This window comes from Lacrimispora sanguinis (assembly GCF_044987295.1).
GTDB lineage: Bacteria > Bacillota > Clostridia > Lachnospirales > Lachnospiraceae > Lacrimispora > Lacrimispora celerecrescens_B.
Genome location: NZ_CP173277.1, coordinates 137,726 through 154,431, shown reverse-complemented (window position 1 = coordinate 154,431; position 16,706 = coordinate 137,726). Strand labels below are relative to the sequence as shown.

The following is a 16,706-nucleotide window of genomic DNA, read 5'->3' as shown; positions in this document are numbered from 1 at the left end:
TTCTCTCTTCCATATTAAAAATTAGAAAGCCATGTTTTTGCAAGGGAAATCCAGCTCTGGCAGGAAGGTTCTAAGAGGGACTCATTGGAGCCTGCGGTTTCCACGCTGGCCAGAGACAGACCATGAACTCCCGCAGGATAAACATGAAGCTCAAAATTCACTTGATGCCTTCTCATGGCGGCAGCCAGGAGCAGGCTGTTTTCTAAAGGCACCGCAGCATCGGTATACGTATGCCACAGGAAAGTTTTTGGGGTCTTTTCCGTCACAAAGTTCTCAAGGGATACCGCCTCTGTCTCCTCCTTTGTCGCATTCTCTCCTAAAAGGCTTATCATAGAACCGGCATGCTTAAATTCCCCGCTTGTGATCACAGGATAATTTAAGATCAGTCCGTCCGGACGGATCTCATCAGGAGTCCTTTTTATGGCTTCCCACACAAAATCTCTGTCCCAGAAGACCCCAAGACTGCAGGCCAAATGTCCGGCGGCAGAAAAACCGCATGGAATGATTTTATTCGTGTCAATCTTCCACTCTGCTCCGTGCTGCCGAATTACAGCCACCGCTTCCGCAAGTTCCCTTAGGGAAGTGGGGAAACGATTGGGATCCACGCTGTAATCCAAAATAAATGCATGACAGCCCATGGCCATAAATTGCAAAGCGATAGGCTCACTCTCCCGATCCGACCGCCGGCTGTATCCTCCTCCTGGGAGCACAATAACAGCAGGGCGAAGGATATCCGGGTTAACACTTATGCTGTCCAGCAAATAGCCAGTCAAACACACCGGGCCTGTCTTCTGCCCTGGTACAACGATTTGTCTTTTCTCAATTCTCATAATACTACTCCTTTTTTCCCTCATTCTGACGGGTAAATATCTCATCCAGAATGCGATGCGCTACTTCATCTTTTGTCATGGTATTAAGTGGCAGCTCTTTTTCCCTGGTTATGATCGTAACTACGTTGGTATCTGTTCCAAAGCCGGCTCCTTCCACTTTTAAGTTATTGGCAACAATCATGTCTATCTTCTTTTTATCTAGCTTTACTCTTGAATTTTCCAGCATATTTTGGGTTTCCATGGAAAAGCCGCAAAGAAACTGTCCCTTTTTACGGTGTTCTCCCAACCATTTAAGGATATCGTCCGTCCGTTCCAGTTCTATAACCATTTCTCCCTCTTTTTTCTTTGTTTTTTCCGTTCCCACGTGCTTTGGACGGTAATCCGCCACAGCGGCGGCCTTTATAATGGCATCCTTAAATTCCGCTTCCGACGTAACCACATCAAACATTTCCTTTGCGCTGTCAACCTCCATGAGACGGACAAACCGAGGCTTTGGTTCAGCCGTTTTTCCGCTCACTAACGTCACGTCAGCTCCTCTTAGAGAGGCTGCCTTTGCCACTGCATAGCCCATTTTCCCTGTGGAATGGTTGGTGATAAAACGGACCGGATCAATGGCTTCCCTGGTGGGACCGGCCGTAACCAGAATTTTCTTTCCTTCCAGGTCTTTTTCAAAGCAGACCTCTTTTTCAATGAAATCAAACAGTACTTCAGGATCCGGCATCTTTCCTGCCCCTATATCACCGCAGGCCAGATACCCGAAATCAGGTTTGATCACTTCCATGTCATAGGACTCACAAATTCTTATATTATCCTGAACAATTGGATTTTCGTACATATTGGTATTCATGGCAGGAGAAATGATTTTCTTGCATCTGCATGCCAAAACAGTGGTTGTCAGCATGTCATCCGCGATTCCATGAGCCAGCTTTGCGATCACATTGGCACTGGCCGGAGCGATCAATACAACGTCGGCAAGCTTTGCTAAGGATACATGCTCCACGTTATACTGAAAATTGCGGTCAAAAGTATCCACCAGACATTTATTGCCTGTTAATGTTTCAAACGTAATGGGATTAATAAAATTCGTGGCATTTTGGGACATTAAGACATGTACCTTGCAGCCCTTTTTTACCAGCATGCTGGCAAGCCCGGCTATCTTATAGGCCGCAATGCTTCCTGTTACTCCTAAAATGATATTTTTTCCTTTCAGCATAAGTGCCTCCCGTTGTTTTTCGTCTTAAAATATGATACTCTACAGTATAGCACAAGAAAAAAAAGTTGGAAAGGAGTTCCCTTTATGATTTTGGCCATTGATATGGGAAACAGCAATATTGTCATAGGCGGCATCGACAATACAGGCATCTACTTTGTAGAGCGAGTTACCACCAATCTCGGAAAAACAGAGCTGGAATATGCGGTTAATATAAAAGATATTATGGAAATTCACAATCTGCCCCTCTCTTCGATAGAAGGGGCAATCCTGTCTTCGGTTGTTCCTCCTCTTACCGATGTAGTCGTGAGTGCTGTTAAAAAAATAACAGGAAAGACACCCATGGTGGTCGGCTCCGGAATGAAAACAGGACTCAACATCAAGATGGACAACCCTAAAACAGTTGGCAGCGATCTAATCGTGAATGCAGTTGCTGCTTTAAAAGAATATCCGGCACCCATCATCATCGTTGACATGGGAACCGCTACCACCATGTCCGTCATTGACCGGGATGGAAACTACTCCGGCGGAATTATATTCCCCGGCCTTAGAGTCTCCCTGGATTCCTTAAGCAGCCGGGCCGCCCAGCTCCCTTACATCGGTTTAAACAAACCCACCAGGGTAATCGGCAAAAATACCATTGACTGCATGAAAAACGGAATCCTTTACGGCAATGCCGCCATGATCGACGGTGTCATCGACCGTATGGAGGAAGAACTTGGGGCTTTTGAAAGCCTTGTGGCAACCGGAGGACTGGCCTCATCCGTCATCCCGCTTTGTTATCATAAAATTCAATATGACGAAGCTCTACTATTAAAGGGACTGCTGGTTCTGTATGAAAAAAATAAGCAGGATTAATAATGACCTAAAAACTGGAAAATAATTTGATTCGGCTATCGTATAAAAGCCCTCGAATGAGTACATCATTTCTTTATGATAGTCAAATACCCCGCAGTAAGCTGTAAGGTATTTGGCCATTGCAGCATAAGCTTGCTTGCAGTAATAAAGAATGATGCGGAGGGAAAGATATGTCTGGATACAAAGTAGAGATTTGCGGTGTCAATACTTCCAAACTTCCTCTTCTTAACAATGAAGAGAAGGAAATTCTATTCAAACGGATTCTTGACGGGGATAAAAAGGCCAGAGAAGATTACATCAAGGGAAACTTAAGACTGGTTCTCAGTGTCATACAACGTTTTTCCGGCAGCAATGAAAACGTGGACGACCTATTTCAGATTGGCTGCATCGGTTTGATTAAAGCCATTGATAATTTCGATATTACGCAGAACGTCCGATTCTCCACCTATGCGGTGCCCATGATCCTGGGCGAAGTACGGCGTTATCTTCGGGATAATAATTCCATCCGTGTCAGCCGTTCTCTGCGTGATACCGCTTATAAGGCGATCTATGCCAAAGAAAATCTGATGAAGAAAAACTTAAAGGAACCTACCTTAATGGAGATCGCCGATGAAATCGGAGTCAGCAAAGAAGACATTACGTATGCATTAGATGCCATTCAAAGCCCGGTCAGCCTTTATGAGCCGGTCTATTCCGACGGCGGTGATCCTCTTTTTGTCATGGACCAGATCAGTGACAAAAAAAACCTAGAGGAAAACTGGGTAGAGGACATCTCCTTAAACGAGGCCATGAGACGCCTACCCGAGAGGGAGCGCCATATCATTGATATGCGTTTTTTTGAAGGAAAGACTCAGACTGAGGTAGCAGAAGAAATCCATATCAGTCAGGCACAGGTAAGCCGCCTGGAAAAAAACGCATTAAAAACCATGAAGAATTACCTTTCTTAGGTAATGGCTTCCTTATAAATACAAAGCCCACCTTTCTGTTTAAGAAGGCAGGCTTTTACATATACCGGGGAGATTTCTCACTCCTGATATCACCTCATTTACTTAGTCTTAAAAATCTATCTTTCATTCTATTGAATCCAGCTTTCCCTTGTAATTTCTTTCACTTTCTCCGAGACACCCGTAATGTAATTATATTTTTCACATCATTCAGTACAGCCGGTTTTTTTACATCAATCATCATCCACTTTCCACTGTATCCGGAAATCGTCTGCTTAAAAAGGTTTTGAGTATATTCACTGCATAGTGGCATTAACAATTCCGCTTCATTGATTTCACGTTCTCCTATTACTGCCAGCACGATAAAGTATCCTTGCATTGGATAAAGGGTACATAGGGATTTACCACCCTTCCTGTATTTTATATTCCATCCTTTTTGCATAGAGCAGCCGCTATACTCTATTTGGGGTAGGATATGATAGGTTTCCTGAATATAGGAATTTAGCTCCAACCATAAATCACTATTTACATACTCACTGAAGTTTTCATACGCAGGCTGATGAACACGGCCGTATAACTCGCTCCACTCCATATATTCCTCCTAAGTTTTAATCTGGCAGTGGAACAGGTATTACCCATATTTCCATAGAGAAGCCGTCAGAAGCTGCCGGATAATATTTTTCCGCCGAAAATGGCCGGATTGTCAACCTGCGGCTGGGAAGCCACGTGCTGATCAGGTATGTCATAGCCTTATTAAGAGCGGTTGTGGCAAGTTCCGCAAAAGTTTCCGCCTCAATAGAACAAATAATATATTCGGCTTCAGGTAATTCCCAGACTGTCATGCCATTTGCGGCAGGTACTTCACCATCTACAGGCGCTCCTGCAAAGTAAGTGAATGTACCGTTTTCCATGTCACCCATCATAGAAGCGCCAAGTTCTATGCCATTAGGTATCAGCCCCTTTATTTCCGGTTTCATTTGGTGAAAACGTTCCCACAAAATAAAAGGTGTATCAATGCCTGTCGCCTCACCCACAGGTATCTGATTGGATATTAATACTTTTGTCGTTAAACCATAATATGTTTCCGGATGAATCAATTGCTTTCTTGTGATTTCCATAACAATACCGTCAGCGATTAAAGGTACATTTTCATCTATCAATATATAGTTAAGCTGTAAATCCGGCTTGTTCATCTGATTAAGAGGAGTCGACTTAACACGATATTCATCCGGTGTAATGTTATAGGCCTCTTTAAATGCCCTTGTAAAATTTGCATGGCTTGAAAATCCGTACTCTGCGGCAACATCTGCAATTCGCTTATGATCTTTCAAGGCTTCCACAGATTGAGCCAATCTACGCAGCTTTACATATTCAAATACTGATCTTTTAACAAGCCGCTTAAATAATCTTTGAAAATAATAGGGTGATAGACCGGCAATATCTGCAAGCGTTTCAATGCTGATTTCTTCTGTTGTGTGTATTTCAATATAATCCAATGATTTTTGTATTGCTTCCCATGCGTGCATATGTTACACCTCCATGAAACAAGAATACCACAAGTTTTCTTTTTACGCTTCTCATACAGTGCCCATTTCACAAAAAACAAACCCGCCTTTCCAAATTAAAAGGCGGGTTTGTTCCACATGAAAGTCATTCGGATATTCGCTTAAAATCCGGTTACATCTTTTGGTATGGTAAACTCTACTGCACCCATGTATCCTGGAGCCACTTCATATTCGTCAAATGCGATTACGATTTCTCCATTGGCATTAAAGTAAAAGCTTTCATCCCCGGTAATCTGCTTGAATTCGTCCACGGAATCCTCTCCAGTATTATAAAAATACATCTTTGAATCATCCGCTGCCATTTGTTCTTCCATCTGCTTTTTGATATTATCACTGATGGCAGTAATGTAGTCAGCCTTATCTTTCATCAGATCCTTTAAAGACACCACGTTTCCTGTCTCCTTATCAATGGTAAAGATCTTTACAGATTCCGCTCCGCTGGCCATAACAACCGTTGTATTGATCCGCAGGGAAAGGTATTTATCGTTGTCTGTTACAACATCATAGCTGGAGGTCACGGAATAGTGGCCGTCACCTGCCTGATCTCCAGCCACCTGCTTTTCATATTCTGCAATCAGCTGATTGGCGTACTCTTCAATGGAACGGTTAACCTTCACATTATCCTTCTCATTAATGGAAACCTTTGGGATATCTATTTTAGCCTCATAATTATTATTGGCATCCTCAAAGGTACGGAATGTAACAACCTTTGCGATTGCTCCTAAAACCGGAATTTCCTCCATAGCATTGGCGGTAACCGGGCTGGCATTTGCCATAATTACGATTGCTGCCATTGCAGCTGCTGCTGTGATTCCTGTTCTTTTTGTCATTTTCATCATCTGAATTCTCCTCTTTTCTTTTTTTGCTCTCTCAATTCCTGCCGCCATAACTGTACGGGCAGCATCCGGCACAGGAATATTATGGTATCTATCTTTCATCCTTAACAGTTTTTCCTCATCACTGTGTTCCATAATAACTGCTCCTTTCTCTCCTACGTAATCTCGGGTTCCAGTAAAATCTTTAGTTTCTTCAGTGCCCGGTATAGCCTGGCCTTAACAGTACTCACGTTCATTTCCAGTATTTCAGCAATTTCTTCCAGTTTCCATTCCTCCATATATTTTAAAATCACGATTGTACGATCCTTTTCCTCTAATGAACTTAAAAGCTCCAGAGGATCATCTTCCTTATAACTGTCTTCATGCGGAATCTCCACCTCATCAAAGCTCACGCTTTCCTTTTTCTGCTTCCTTAAAAAGTCAATGGATGCATTTATGACAATCCGGTGAATCCAGGTCGACAAATAGGTTTCTTCTCTCAGTCTCCTGCATTCCTTAATTACCCGGTATGCACTCTCCTGAACGATATCCAGGGCATCCTGTTCATTTTTTACATAACTGTACGCAAGCCGGTAATAAGATTCATAATTTTTCAAAAGGATTCGTTCTGCCTCTTCTTCAATCTTTTGTTTCATTTCTTCCTCCTCTCTGGGGTTCTATCTATTAGACGTATTATAACGCAAAAAAGTTTCATAATTAACAAAAAAAGGAAAGACTATGTTAAGTCTTCCCTTTTTTCAGCCATAACGGTTACTCAAACCGTACAATTTCTTTTTTTAACCTCTTCATAATCTTCTTTTCCAGTCTGGATATATAGGACTGGGAGATCCCCAGTAAATCCGCAACTTCTTTCTGGGTCATTTCCTCTCCTTCCTCATCTGTGAGTCCAAACCGCAGCTCCACGATCTTTCTCTCCCTTGGGCTTAATCGGCTGATGGCAGTATTTAAAAGGTTTCGTTCCACCTCAGTTTCTAAATCCTTATAAATAACGTCCTCTTCGGTTCCGAGAATATCTGATAAAAGGAGTTCGTTCCCATCCCAGTCCACGTTCAAAGGCTCATCAATGGAAACCTCCATCTTGGTCTTGTTATTCCGGCGCAGGTACATGAGTATTTCATTTTCAATGCAGCGGGAGGCATAGGTGGCCAATTTAATGTTTTTATTCGGATTAAACGTATTAATGGCCTTAATGAGTCCGATGGTACCTATGGAAATTAAATCCTCCACCCCAACACTGGTATTATCAAACTTCTTCGCTATGTATACCACCAGACGGAGATTATGTTCAATTAACTCTGATTTTGCTCTCTGATCATCATCACTGCCAAGAAGCCCAATAATCTGTGCTTCTTTTTCATTGTCCAGAGGCGGAGGAAGAATATCAGCTCCCCCTATGTAATGAACCTCCCCCTGTGATGGCATCATCAATGTTTTAAATGTTGGAATTGCCTTAAACTGGAAACGGTTTGGTACGGATACTTTTATAATCATTGATACTCTCTCCTTTACTTCGTTCACTCACTCTTCATGCAGCAGCATCTGATATTCTCCATTTACGGATAATGTCTTTTTGCATACGGCCACCAGAGGCCTTTCAATCACCTTCACTTCATCCCCTTGACGTACCTCCATCTCATCCAAAAAGATTCCGGGCAGCACGCCGTCACTTTTCCCAACACTGCCGTAGGGAATATAAACGACCTCCGACACACTTTCGCAAAGCTCCCGGATAGCTTCATAGGTCACAACATGGACGGCCCGACGGCTTACTGGTTCATACAGCCTGTTTCCTGTATCAAGCAGCGCCGTTACTACCTTTTTCTTTCCTCTGTAATGCATGGTAACTTCATAAAAATTGTTCTTCCCCTTAAGCATGGCGGAAATCTGCCGCAGAAAGCAGCGGATTCCAAAGTAAGTACCCGCTGCAATAAAAATCAACCGGTAAAAGGGCATGGCTTCCTGACCATTTCCTCTAAGAATCTGTTCTATATAATAGCCGGCCTTCGTATGCTGATATAGGGCATCCATTATGCCTGCCGTTGTAACTGCAGCCAGATAAAGAGCACTTACTGCTTTCCCTATTTCCTTTGGTCTTTTTACGTCGAAAGCCGTCATCACCATCAGGGTGCTCACTGCCAGATAGGTTATTACCATCTCAAGCCACAGGGGTAAAAATGGAAAAGCGGCAGCAAACACAGCCCAAGCTGCCCCCAAAATAGCCCCAAGAATCATTCTCCACCATATGAGACGATACTTCATCCCCCGTCTTACAATGGATAATACCAGGAAATCCATGGCAAAATTAGTTAAGAACAACACATCAATATACAGGTTTATTTCCGTCGCCACTTTCACCTCCCGCCCTGTACGAACATTATAGCCAGTAAGCCATTCAGAATTTGTCAAAACCATGGGGATGATTCCAATTTTTTATCGCCTTTTTCCATCCTGCCACGGCATTTGCCGACACATTCTTACAGACCACACGTTCCCCTTTTGTCTCTTCCTCCTCTCTTCCTGACAAATGGACAAAATTCAAAAAGGACGCTTTCTCCCATGGCTGCGCAACAAAAAACAGCCGGCCACAGCATTTTCTGCCATGTTCGACTGTTTTTCACATTCTATTTAATATTGTCGATTTTCCAAGATGGAGATTTAAGAGAGCTGAGAAAGTCTCTCCTTTACCTGATCCATCATCTGAGCATATTTCTCAAGCTTTGCCTTTTCCTCTTCGATCTTGGCTGCCGGAGCCTTGCTTACGAACTTTTCGTTGTTAAGCATGCCCTCAACACGAGCCAGTTCTTTGCCTAAGCGCTCTTCTTCCTTCTTTAAACGCTCTACTTCTTTTTCAATATCCACCAGTTCTGCAAACGGCATATAGATAACTGCCTGATGAATAACCGCAGATACGGCATCGTCTGCTATGCCATTCTTATCCTTCTGTAAATATACTTCACTGGCATATCCCAGCGTAGCGAAAAATACCTTACTGTGTTCAAAGATATCAAGAATCTCCTGATTCTCAGAAACAACATAAACCTTCGCTTTCTTACTTGGCGGAACGTTCATTGAGGTGCGTACATTCCGGATTCCTCTTACAGCTTCCTTAATGGTTTCAACCGCATGCTCTTCTGTATCAAAGTTCCATTCTTCCTTATACTCCGGCCAGCTGGAAATCATAATGGATTCCTCTTCGTCCTGAAGATTGCAAAAGATTTCCTCGGTGAGGAACGGCATATAAGGATGAAGAAGCTTTAAAGAGTTAATAAGCACTGTTTTCAGCGTCCAGATGGCAGCCGCTTTTGTCTGATCCTTATCATCCCATAACCTTGGTTTCACCATCTCGATATACCAGTCGCAGAATTCCTCCCAGATAAAATCATAAACCTTTTGAAGAGCAATTCCAAGCTCATACTTATCCAGGTTCTCCGTTACATCCTTAGCAAGGGTGTTCGCCTTGGACAGGATCCATTTGTCCGCAATGGTAAGTTCAGAAAGCGCTGCCTTTGCATCCGGTGCTTTTTCAATATTCATCATAATGAAGCGGGAAGCATTCCAAACTTTATTGGCAAAGTTTCTGCTGGCTTCCACCCGCTCCCAATAGAAACGCATGTCATTGCCGGGCGCATTTCCGGTGATCAGGGTCATTCGCAGAGCATCGGCTCCGTACTTTTCAATAACCTCCAGAGGATCGATTCCGTTTCCTAAGGATTTACTCATCTTGCGGCCTTCCGAATCTCTTACCAGACCGTGCATCAGCACCGTGTGGAAAGGAAGCTTACCGGTCTGCTCGATTCCGGAAAATACCATTCGGATTACCCAGAAGAAGATAATGTCGTAGCCAGTAACCAGCACATCGGTTGGGTAGAAGTATTCTAAGTCCTCTGTTTTTTCCGGCCAGCCTAAAGTGGAGAATGGCCAGAGAGCAGAAGAAAACCAGGTATCAAGGGTATCCTCATCCTGAGTTAAATGGGTTCCTCCGCATTTCGGGCATACTGTGGGAATTTCTTTTGACACGATGATCTCTCCGCACTGGTCACAATAATATGCCGGGATGCGGTGTCCCCACCAAAGCTGTCTGGAAATACACCAGTCACGGATATTGTCAAGCCAGTGAAGATAGGTCTTATCAAATCTCTCCGGAACGAATTTCAGTTCTCCTGATTTTAAAGCCTCAATTGCCGGCTTTGCCATCTCTTCCATCTTGACAAACCACTGCTGCTTAACCAAAGGCTCTACAGTGGTCTTACAGCGGTCATGGATCCCTACCGCATGGGCATGGGGAGCAACCTTTACCAGAAGCCCCAGCTCTTCAAGGTCCTTTACAATGGTTTTTCTGGCCTCATAGCGTTCCATACCATGATATTTGCTGCCAGGAAGGTTGATGGTGGCATCGTCATTCATGACATTGATTTCAGGAAGATCGTGTCTCTTTCCAACCTCAAAGTCATTGGGGTCGTGGGCCGGGGTAATCTTCACACAGCCGGTACCAAATTCTTTGTCCACATAAGAATCTGCTACTACCGGTATCTGGCGGCCGGTAAGGGGAAGCTCTAACATCTTGCCGATAAGGTCCTGATAGCGCTCATCTTCCGGGTTCACTGCTACTGCAGTATCTCCAAGAAGGGTTTCCGGCCTGGTAGTTGCAATCTCCACAAATCTGTCTTCTTCTCCTACGATAGGGTAATTAATATGCCAGAAGAAGCCGTTCTGGTCCTCATGCAGCACTTCCGCATCAGAAATGGAAGTCTGGCAAACCGGACACCAGTTTACAATACGGGAACCTTTATAAATATAACCTTTTTCATAGAGCCGGATAAAAACTTCCTGAACGGCTGCGGAACAGCCTTCATCCATGGTAAAACGCTCTCTGTCCCAATCGGCAGAAGATCCCAGTTTATGAAGCTGGTTGATGATCCGACCGCCATAATCTTTTCTCCAGTCCCAGCATTTTTCCAGGAAGCCTTCCCTGCCCAGTTCTTCTTTTTCAATTCCCTGCTTCTTTAAGCTCTCGATAACCTTAACTTCCGTTGCAATAGCCGCATGGTCTGTGCCTGGCTGCCACAGGGCTTCGAATCCCTGCATCCGCTTATAGCGGATCAAAATATCCTGCATGGCATTGTCTAAGGCATGCCCCATATGAAGCTGCCCTGTGATATTGGGCGGCGGCATGATAATGGTAAAGGGCTTTTTATCCTTATTTGGTTCTGCATGAAAATACTTTTTATCCAGCCATTTCTCATAAAGCTTGCCTTCAATCCCTGCCGGATTATAGGTCTTCTCCAATTCTTTCATCATGTTCTCCTTCCTGCTGACCGCCATATATTCCGGGCTAATCAGTATGCCCTATGACGGAATTGCGCTTCCAAAGCGGAGCGCTTTGTATAACTGGAAATTCCAAAGAGATTTCCCCGTATACAAAAAAAAGCCCCTTGCATCGTTGGGATGCAAAGGGCGAATTAACGCGGTACCACCTTTGTTCATATGGTATATCCTACCATATCTCATATAGCCTATAACGCAGCCACACGTGAAAGCCTACTGAATTACAAAATTTCAGCCTTCCGGTTCAGAAGCTACCTTCCGCATACACTACCTTAACCGTCTTTCAGCCGGTGAACGGTTTTCTCTTTCAGGGTTATAAGCGTACTCCTCTTCTTCTCTACCTTTTTCCTTATTCCTGCCCATGCTTTTGGGGCATATAGGGTATACCCACAGGATATTTCCTTATACCTTGTAATGATAGTGTTTTTTTATGGTTTTGTCAAGTACAATACTCTTAGCAATTTTAATCTTCTCCCAGATATGCTTTTTTAACCTCTTCATTACTGGCAAGATTCTTACAGGTATCTTCCATAACAATCTGTCCGTTCTGGACCACATATCCCCGGTCTGCAGTCTCTAAAGCAATTTTAGAGTTCTGCTCTACAAACATAATCGTCATACCGGTATTACGAATCCGGACAATCGCTTCAAAGATTTCTCTGATTACCAGCGGTGCCAGTCCCAGGGAAGGCTCGTCTAAGAGCAGCAGCTTCGGTTTTCCAAGCAACGCTCTTCCGATTGCAAGCATCTGCTGCTCTCCTCCGCTGAGTGTTCCGCCCAACTGTTCCATTCTTTCCCGCAGACGGGGAAACAATGTATAAATTTCTTCCAGTTCTTTTTTTACATTATCCATATCCTTACGGGTATAAGCACCTACCAGCAAATTTTCCCGGACAGTCAGCTTTGAAAAGATGTGACGTCCCTCTAAAACCTGGCAAAGTCCCAGTGAAGTGATCTTATTACCGGGCATCTTCTGGATATTTTTACCGTTAAAGATAATTTCGCCTTTCACTCCGGAGGCGTCCGTTAGTCCGGAAATCGTCCGAAGAGTCGTCGTTTTCCCAGCTCCATTGGCCCCGATCAGGGTTACAATCTCACCTTCATTAATATAGAGATTGACATCCTTTACCACATGGATATTCCCATATGAATAATTCAAATTCTTTACTTCCAGCAATGGCGCCATAGATTAATCCTCCCCTAAATAAGCTGCAATTACTTCCGGATTATTCTGAATCTGGACAGGCGTACCCTCCGCCAGCTTCTTGCCGTAGTTAAGAACAAATATATAATCCGTAATTCCCATCATCAGTTTCATATCGTGCTCAATCATTAGAATTGTCACGCCCAGATTCTGGATCTTGCGCAGAATTTCAAACAGCTCCTCTTTCTCCTTGGAGTTCATTCCTGCTGCCGGTTCATCTAGGAGCAGGAGCTTAGGATTGCTGGCCAGAGCCCGGACAATCTCCAACAGACGCTGTTTCCCGTAGGATAAAGAACCGGACATCTCATAAGCATTGCCCCGAAGCCCTACAAAATCCAGCCAGTCCAATGCCTTCTCAAGCACTTCCTTCTCTTCCTCCCTCTGACCCTTTGTGCCCAGTATGGCGGAAAAATATCCTGATTTCATCTTGGGGTGCAGCCCTACCATTACATTTTCCACAACTGTCATCTTCCGGAATAAATTGATAACCTGATAGGTTCTGGACATCCCGATGTGATTGATCTCAAAGCATTTTTTCCCATTGAGCTTCACACCATCAAATACAATCTCTCCCTCATTGGGTGTATAGACACCGCTGATCAGGTTGAAAAAGGTCGTCTTTCCAGCTCCGTTCGGTCCGATCAGGCCATTGATCGTGCCTTGTTTAATCGTAAGGGATACATTATTTACGGCTGTCAGCCCGCCAAAGCGCAAGGTAACATCTTTTACTGTCAGCATATCAGCTTACCACCCTTCTTTTATCAATCTGTTTTTTAATGATGCCATAGATTCCGCCCGGCATCAGCAAAATAACGACTAACAACATAAATCCATAGATCAGCATCTGATACCGCTCAGCGAAACGAAGTCCTTCATTCAATAGGAGAACGGCTGCAGCTCCCATAATCGGTCCGCTTAAGGAAGCAGTACCGCCAAAAAGAAGCATCGTTAAGAACATAACAGACTGTCTGTTGGAAAATGTCTCCGGGCTGATAAAACGTACATAGTGTGCATACATGGAACCGGCAAAGGCCGTATAAAAAGCACTGGTAGCAAAGGCAATAATCTTGTACCGCTTCACATCAATTCCCATTCCGTCCGCAGCATGGGAATTTTCTCGAATGGCTAAAAAAGCACGTCCTTCCTTGGATTTCACCAGCCGGTGCTTCATCAGTAAAAAGCCACATACACATACCAGTGCAAAGTAATAAAATCTGGTATTAGTACTGATCTTGAAACCCAATAAATTGATAGAATCGGTATAGAAGCCGGTAAAGTTACCTGTGATTCCTCCCGGTGACTGGGCTACTAACTGGTAAACAATCTCTCCGAATGCTACCGTTGCCAGTGAAAGAAAGTGAAAAACCAGCTTAGAAGCCGGATAAGCAAGCAACGCACCGATCAGTGTGGCAAGCACAGCCGCAATCACCATGGTCAACAGAATCGGCAGATGCAGATATTTGTGCAGAAGCGCCGAACCATAAGCACCAATAGCGAAAAAAGCAGCATGTCCCATTGAGATCTGCCCGCAGTATCCAAACACCAGGTCAAGCCCGGAAATTGCAATAATGTAAATTCCAATAAATCCGCAGATTAAAATTCCGTAATTAAAATTCCGAAACAGCAGCGGAACCAGCAGAAGCAGAACTGCAAGCAGAATTTTTGAAACTGATTTTAATTTCATTCCCATTTCCCCCTTCTTTAGTCTGTAAGCGCCTGCTCATTGAAAAGACCCGTAGGCTTAACAAACAGGAACAAAAGCAGCACTGAATAGGATATAATATCCTTATAAGCAGAAGAGATGTACGCGGAAGTACAGGTCTCTACAAGTCCAAGCAGAATACCTCCCACAATTGCGCCATACATATTTCCAAAACCGCCGATTACCGCACTGGAAAATCCTTTTCTTCCGATGATAGCTCCTAACATGGTATAAACGCCGTAAATAGGCCCAAGTAAGATTCCGCCTGTTGCCGCGACACCGGCAGATAAGCCCCAGGTTACGCCAGTGCTGAAGGAAACATTGATTCCGCAGGCCCGTGCCGCTGTTGCATCCATGGCGGCCGCACGCATCGCCGTACCAAAACGGGTATATTTCATAAATATATGTAATGCCACCATACATACCAGGCTCATCAGAATACAAAATAATGCTTCCGGCTGTACTTTAACTCCAAGCACGCCTACCAGCGGAATCGGGAAAATCTGCGGAAATGACAGTGTCTGTGTTCCCCAGATTAACATCGCCGCATTTTGGATTATATAGGATATAGCGATGGTTGCAAGTACAATATAAACCGGTAAAACATGATTTTTAAGCAGTGTACGAATTATGGCCTTTTCCAGAAACAGGCCCAGAAAGAACATACACAATACCACACACACCAGAGAAATTACAAAGGGAAGCTTAAAAATTCCATAAAAGCTATAACCAAGAAACGCTCCCAAAGTCAACATATCTCCCTGGGCAAAGCTCATAAGCCCGGACGCTTTATAAATCAGACTGTATCCCAGTGCAATAAGCCCGTACACGCAGCCGATCACAAGCCCTGATATTACTACCTGTATTAACATCATTATCATCCTTCCTGATTAAAATGATCGGCAAAAGAGCCCGGTACAAACCTGAACCGGACTCTTCCACCGGATATGTATATCAATGTCTGTTACTTTCCTGCCTTGAATGCCTCAAATCCGCCGTCACCTACCCATTTATCCAGTACAGTATACTTCTCATCGGCAATTACATAGCTGTTGCAGGAATGTAATCCTTCGCCGTCTCCACCGGTATAATCAAAGGTGCCACCAAGCCCCTCTAATCCGCTTATGCTCTTAATCCCTGCCATAATTGCTTCAGGATCGGTGCTTCCGGCATTCTTAATTCCCTCAGCTAAAACCTTTACCGCATCATATCCTCTCATTGCACCTTCATGATATGGAAGAGCGCCGTATTTGGCTTCATACTTAACGATAAATTCCTTCATGTTAGGAATATCACATTCATCTACCGTTTTGTATGATATGTAAGGATAAGCAAAAATCCAGCCGTTAGCCGCGGAACCGGCTACTCTTAAGCTGTCTGCCTGGAACAGTTCCTTATTAAAGCACAGTCCTTCAAAACCAAACTGACGAAGCTGCTTTGCGATAATCGGCTGCACATTGGCATAGGATGCCGCATAGATTGCATCCGGCTTTGTGTTGATGAGCTTTGCTGCCTGTCCGGAGAAATCTGTGTCTCCATCTACATAAGTTTCTGTTGTAGTAACCGTAATTCCTACCGCTTCCGCCTCTGCTTTCATAGAGCCGGCTGCCTTTTTGGAAGAATCATCCTGACCGGAGAAGATCGCCAGGGAATGAACGTCCAAATCTACCATGTTCTGAGCCAGAATCTTCATAACATAATCGCTGTTTAGAGATGATCTTACGATATAATCCCAGCCGTTCTCCATAAAGGACGGGCTTAATCCGATTCCAATCGTCGGGATCTTTGCGTCATTTAACAGCGCACCCTGAGCCATCTGGCAGGTACTAAGTAATGGCCCGATTACTGCATCCACCTTGTCTACTTCTACCATCTTATTGGCAATCTTAACAGCCTCTTCCGGTGAACCCTGGTCATCGTAAGTAACCAGCTTGATTGTCTGTCCGTTTAAGCCGCCTTCCGCATTCAGTTCTTCAACCGCCAGCATGATTCCGTTTAGAGTTGCCTGGGCTGCCTGGGCATTCACGCCGGTTAAAGGCTGTGGGGAGCCAAGAATAAATTCGCCGCCTGCACTGGCCGCCCCAGCAGTCGTTTCAGCAGATGCGCCTGCAGCCGTCTGAGATGCCGCAGCAGCGGTTGTGGTTTCAGTGGAACTCTGCCCTGAGCATGCTGCCAGCGAACAAATCATCGTTGCTGAAAGAACTGCTGCACTAACCTTTTTGAACATAATAA

At 44.2% G+C, this 16,706-nt stretch carries 17 protein-coding genes and 1 other annotated feature; of the genes, 2 read left to right on the top strand and 15 right to left on the bottom strand.

The window, feature by feature from the left end:
- Positions 1-14: 14 nt before the first annotated feature.
- A complete protein-coding gene (locus ACHZES_RS00690; RefSeq protein WP_038280796.1) occupies positions 15-830 on the bottom strand; it encodes an alpha/beta hydrolase in 816 nt (271 codons plus the stop codon).
- A 4-nt stretch (positions 831-834) separates the two neighbouring features.
- Entirely contained in the window at positions 835-2,043 is a 1,209-nt protein-coding gene (gene coaBC / locus ACHZES_RS00685) for a bifunctional phosphopantothenoylcysteine decarboxylase/phosphopantothenate--cysteine ligase CoaBC (protein ID WP_395547322.1), read from the bottom strand.
- Positions 2,044-2,127: 84 nt separating this feature from the next.
- On the opposite strand from coaBC, the gene ACHZES_RS00680 reads away from it, so the two are divergent.
- Positions 2,128-2,898 carry a type III pantothenate kinase gene (locus tag ACHZES_RS00680; protein ID WP_154520852.1) on the top strand — a complete coding sequence of 257 codons (771 nt, stop codon included), beginning with the start codon at positions 2,128-2,130 and terminating at the stop codon, positions 2,896-2,898.
- Positions 2,899-3,068: 170 nt separating this feature from the next.
- Positions 3,069-3,845: an RNA polymerase sporulation sigma factor SigG gene (sigG, locus tag ACHZES_RS00675; RefSeq protein ID WP_038280791.1), complete on the top strand. Its 777-nt coding sequence runs from the start codon at positions 3,069-3,071 to the stop codon at positions 3,843-3,845.
- Between the two features lie 160 nt (positions 3,846-4,005).
- Here sigG and ACHZES_RS00670 read toward each other — a convergent pair whose 3' ends face one another.
- The 13 genes from ACHZES_RS00670 to ACHZES_RS00610 all read right to left on the bottom strand — a co-directional run bounded on the left by ACHZES_RS00670 (position 4,006) and on the right by ACHZES_RS00610 (position 16,701).
- Positions 4,006-4,434 (bottom strand): DUF3788 domain-containing protein, encoded by a 429-nt coding sequence (locus ACHZES_RS00670; protein WP_395547323.1) that lies wholly within the window; start codon positions 4,432-4,434, stop codon positions 4,006-4,008.
- A gap of 16 nt (positions 4,435-4,450) precedes the next feature.
- Complete coding sequence (locus ACHZES_RS00665; RefSeq protein WP_395547324.1) at positions 4,451-5,368, bottom strand: helix-turn-helix domain-containing protein; 918 nt, start codon at positions 5,366-5,368, stop codon at positions 4,451-4,453.
- 140 nt (positions 5,369-5,508) lie between these two features.
- Positions 5,509-6,378 (bottom strand): DUF3298 and DUF4163 domain-containing protein, encoded by an 870-nt coding sequence (locus ACHZES_RS00660; protein ID WP_154520855.1) that lies wholly within the window; start codon positions 6,376-6,378, stop codon positions 5,509-5,511.
- 20 nt (positions 6,379-6,398) lie between these two features.
- The gene (locus tag ACHZES_RS00655; protein WP_038280786.1) at positions 6,399-6,878 is read right to left on the bottom strand and encodes an RNA polymerase sigma factor; all 480 of its coding nucleotides are present in this window, start codon (positions 6,876-6,878) and stop codon (positions 6,399-6,401) included.
- A 115-nt stretch (positions 6,879-6,993) separates the two neighbouring features.
- Positions 6,994-7,734: an RNA polymerase sporulation sigma factor SigE gene (gene sigE, locus ACHZES_RS00650; RefSeq protein WP_038280784.1), complete on the bottom strand. Its 741-nt coding sequence runs from the start codon at positions 7,732-7,734 to the stop codon at positions 6,994-6,996.
- Positions 7,735-7,761: 27 nt separating this feature from the next.
- The gene (locus tag ACHZES_RS00645) at positions 7,762-8,655 is read right to left on the bottom strand and encodes a sigma-E processing peptidase SpoIIGA (protein ID WP_051835160.1); all 894 of its coding nucleotides are present in this window, start codon (positions 8,653-8,655) and stop codon (positions 7,762-7,764) included.
- Positions 8,636-8,767, bottom strand: a complete 132-nt coding sequence (locus ACHZES_RS00640; protein ID WP_278245567.1) for a hypothetical protein — start codon at positions 8,765-8,767, stop codon at positions 8,636-8,638. The genes ACHZES_RS00645 and ACHZES_RS00640 overlap by 20 nt, the downstream gene beginning before the upstream one ends.
- Positions 8,768-8,898: 131 nt before the next feature.
- Positions 8,899-11,538 carry a valine--tRNA ligase gene (locus tag ACHZES_RS00635; protein ID WP_395547687.1) on the bottom strand — a complete coding sequence of 880 codons (2,640 nt, stop codon included), beginning with the start codon at positions 11,536-11,538 and terminating at the stop codon, positions 8,899-8,901.
- 152 nt (positions 11,539-11,690) lie between these two features.
- Positions 11,691-11,915 (bottom strand) — a binding site (T-box leader).
- A gap of 116 nt (positions 11,916-12,031) precedes the next feature.
- Positions 12,032-12,754: an ABC transporter ATP-binding protein gene (locus ACHZES_RS00630; protein WP_195841062.1), complete on the bottom strand. Its 723-nt coding sequence runs from the start codon at positions 12,752-12,754 to the stop codon at positions 12,032-12,034.
- 3 nt (positions 12,755-12,757) lie between these two features.
- Positions 12,758-13,510 (bottom strand): ABC transporter ATP-binding protein, encoded by a 753-nt coding sequence (locus ACHZES_RS00625; protein ID WP_395547325.1) that lies wholly within the window; start codon positions 13,508-13,510, stop codon positions 12,758-12,760.
- Between the two features lies 1 nt (position 13,511).
- Positions 13,512-14,456 carry a branched-chain amino acid ABC transporter permease gene (locus tag ACHZES_RS00620; protein WP_195841063.1) on the bottom strand — a complete coding sequence of 315 codons (945 nt, stop codon included), beginning with the start codon at positions 14,454-14,456 and terminating at the stop codon, positions 13,512-13,514.
- Positions 14,457-14,473: 17 nt separating this feature from the next.
- Positions 14,474-15,349, bottom strand: coding sequence for a branched-chain amino acid ABC transporter permease (locus tag ACHZES_RS00615; protein WP_038280780.1), 876 nt, complete (start codon positions 15,347-15,349; stop codon positions 14,474-14,476).
- Positions 15,350-15,438: 89 nt separating this feature from the next.
- Complete coding sequence (locus ACHZES_RS00610; protein WP_154520859.1) at positions 15,439-16,701, bottom strand: ABC transporter substrate-binding protein; 1,263 nt, start codon at positions 16,699-16,701, stop codon at positions 15,439-15,441.
- Positions 16,702-16,706 lie beyond the last annotated feature (5 nt).

Coding starts and splice junctions, on each gene's coding strand:
- ACHZES_RS00690 (WP_038280796.1), bottom strand. CDS start 830: ATGAGAATTGAGAAAAGACAAATCGTTGTACCAGGGCAGAAGACAGGC.
- coaBC (WP_395547322.1), bottom strand. CDS start 2,043: ATGCTGAAAGGAAAAAATATCATTTTAGGAGTAACAGGAAGCATTGCG.
- ACHZES_RS00680 (WP_154520852.1), top strand. CDS start 2,128: ATGATTTTGGCCATTGATATGGGAAACAGCAATATTGTCATAGGCGGC.
- sigG (WP_038280791.1), top strand. CDS start 3,069: ATGTCTGGATACAAAGTAGAGATTTGCGGTGTCAATACTTCCAAACTT.
- ACHZES_RS00670 (WP_395547323.1), bottom strand. CDS start 4,434: ATGGAGTGGAGCGAGTTATACGGCCGTGTTCATCAGCCTGCGTATGAA.
- ACHZES_RS00665 (WP_395547324.1), bottom strand. CDS start 5,368: ATGCACGCATGGGAAGCAATACAAAAATCATTGGATTATATTGAAATA.
- ACHZES_RS00660 (WP_154520855.1), bottom strand. CDS start 6,378: ATGGAACACAGTGATGAGGAAAAACTGTTAAGGATGAAAGATAGATAC.
- ACHZES_RS00655 (WP_038280786.1), bottom strand. CDS start 6,878: ATGAAACAAAAGATTGAAGAAGAGGCAGAACGAATCCTTTTGAAAAAT.
- sigE (WP_038280784.1), bottom strand. CDS start 7,734: ATGATTATAAAAGTATCCGTACCAAACCGTTTCCAGTTTAAGGCAATT.
- ACHZES_RS00645 (WP_051835160.1), bottom strand. CDS start 8,655: ATGGTTTTGACAAATTCTGAATGGCTTACTGGCTATAATGTTCGTACA.
- ACHZES_RS00635 (WP_395547687.1), bottom strand. CDS start 11,538: ATGAAAGAATTGGAGAAGACCTATAATCCGGCAGGGATTGAAGGCAAG.
- ACHZES_RS00630 (WP_195841062.1), bottom strand. CDS start 12,754: ATGGCGCCATTGCTGGAAGTAAAGAATTTGAATTATTCATATGGGAAT.
- ACHZES_RS00625 (WP_395547325.1), bottom strand. CDS start 13,510: ATGCTGACAGTAAAAGATGTTACCTTGCGCTTTGGCGGGCTGACAGCC.
- ACHZES_RS00620 (WP_195841063.1), bottom strand. CDS start 14,456: ATGAAATTAAAATCAGTTTCAAAAATTCTGCTTGCAGTTCTGCTTCTG.
- ACHZES_RS00615 (WP_038280780.1), bottom strand. CDS start 15,349: ATGATGTTAATACAGGTAGTAATATCAGGGCTTGTGATCGGCTGCGTG.
- ACHZES_RS00610 (WP_154520859.1), bottom strand. CDS start 16,701: ATGTTCAAAAAGGTTAGTGCAGCAGTTCTTTCAGCAACGATGATTTGT.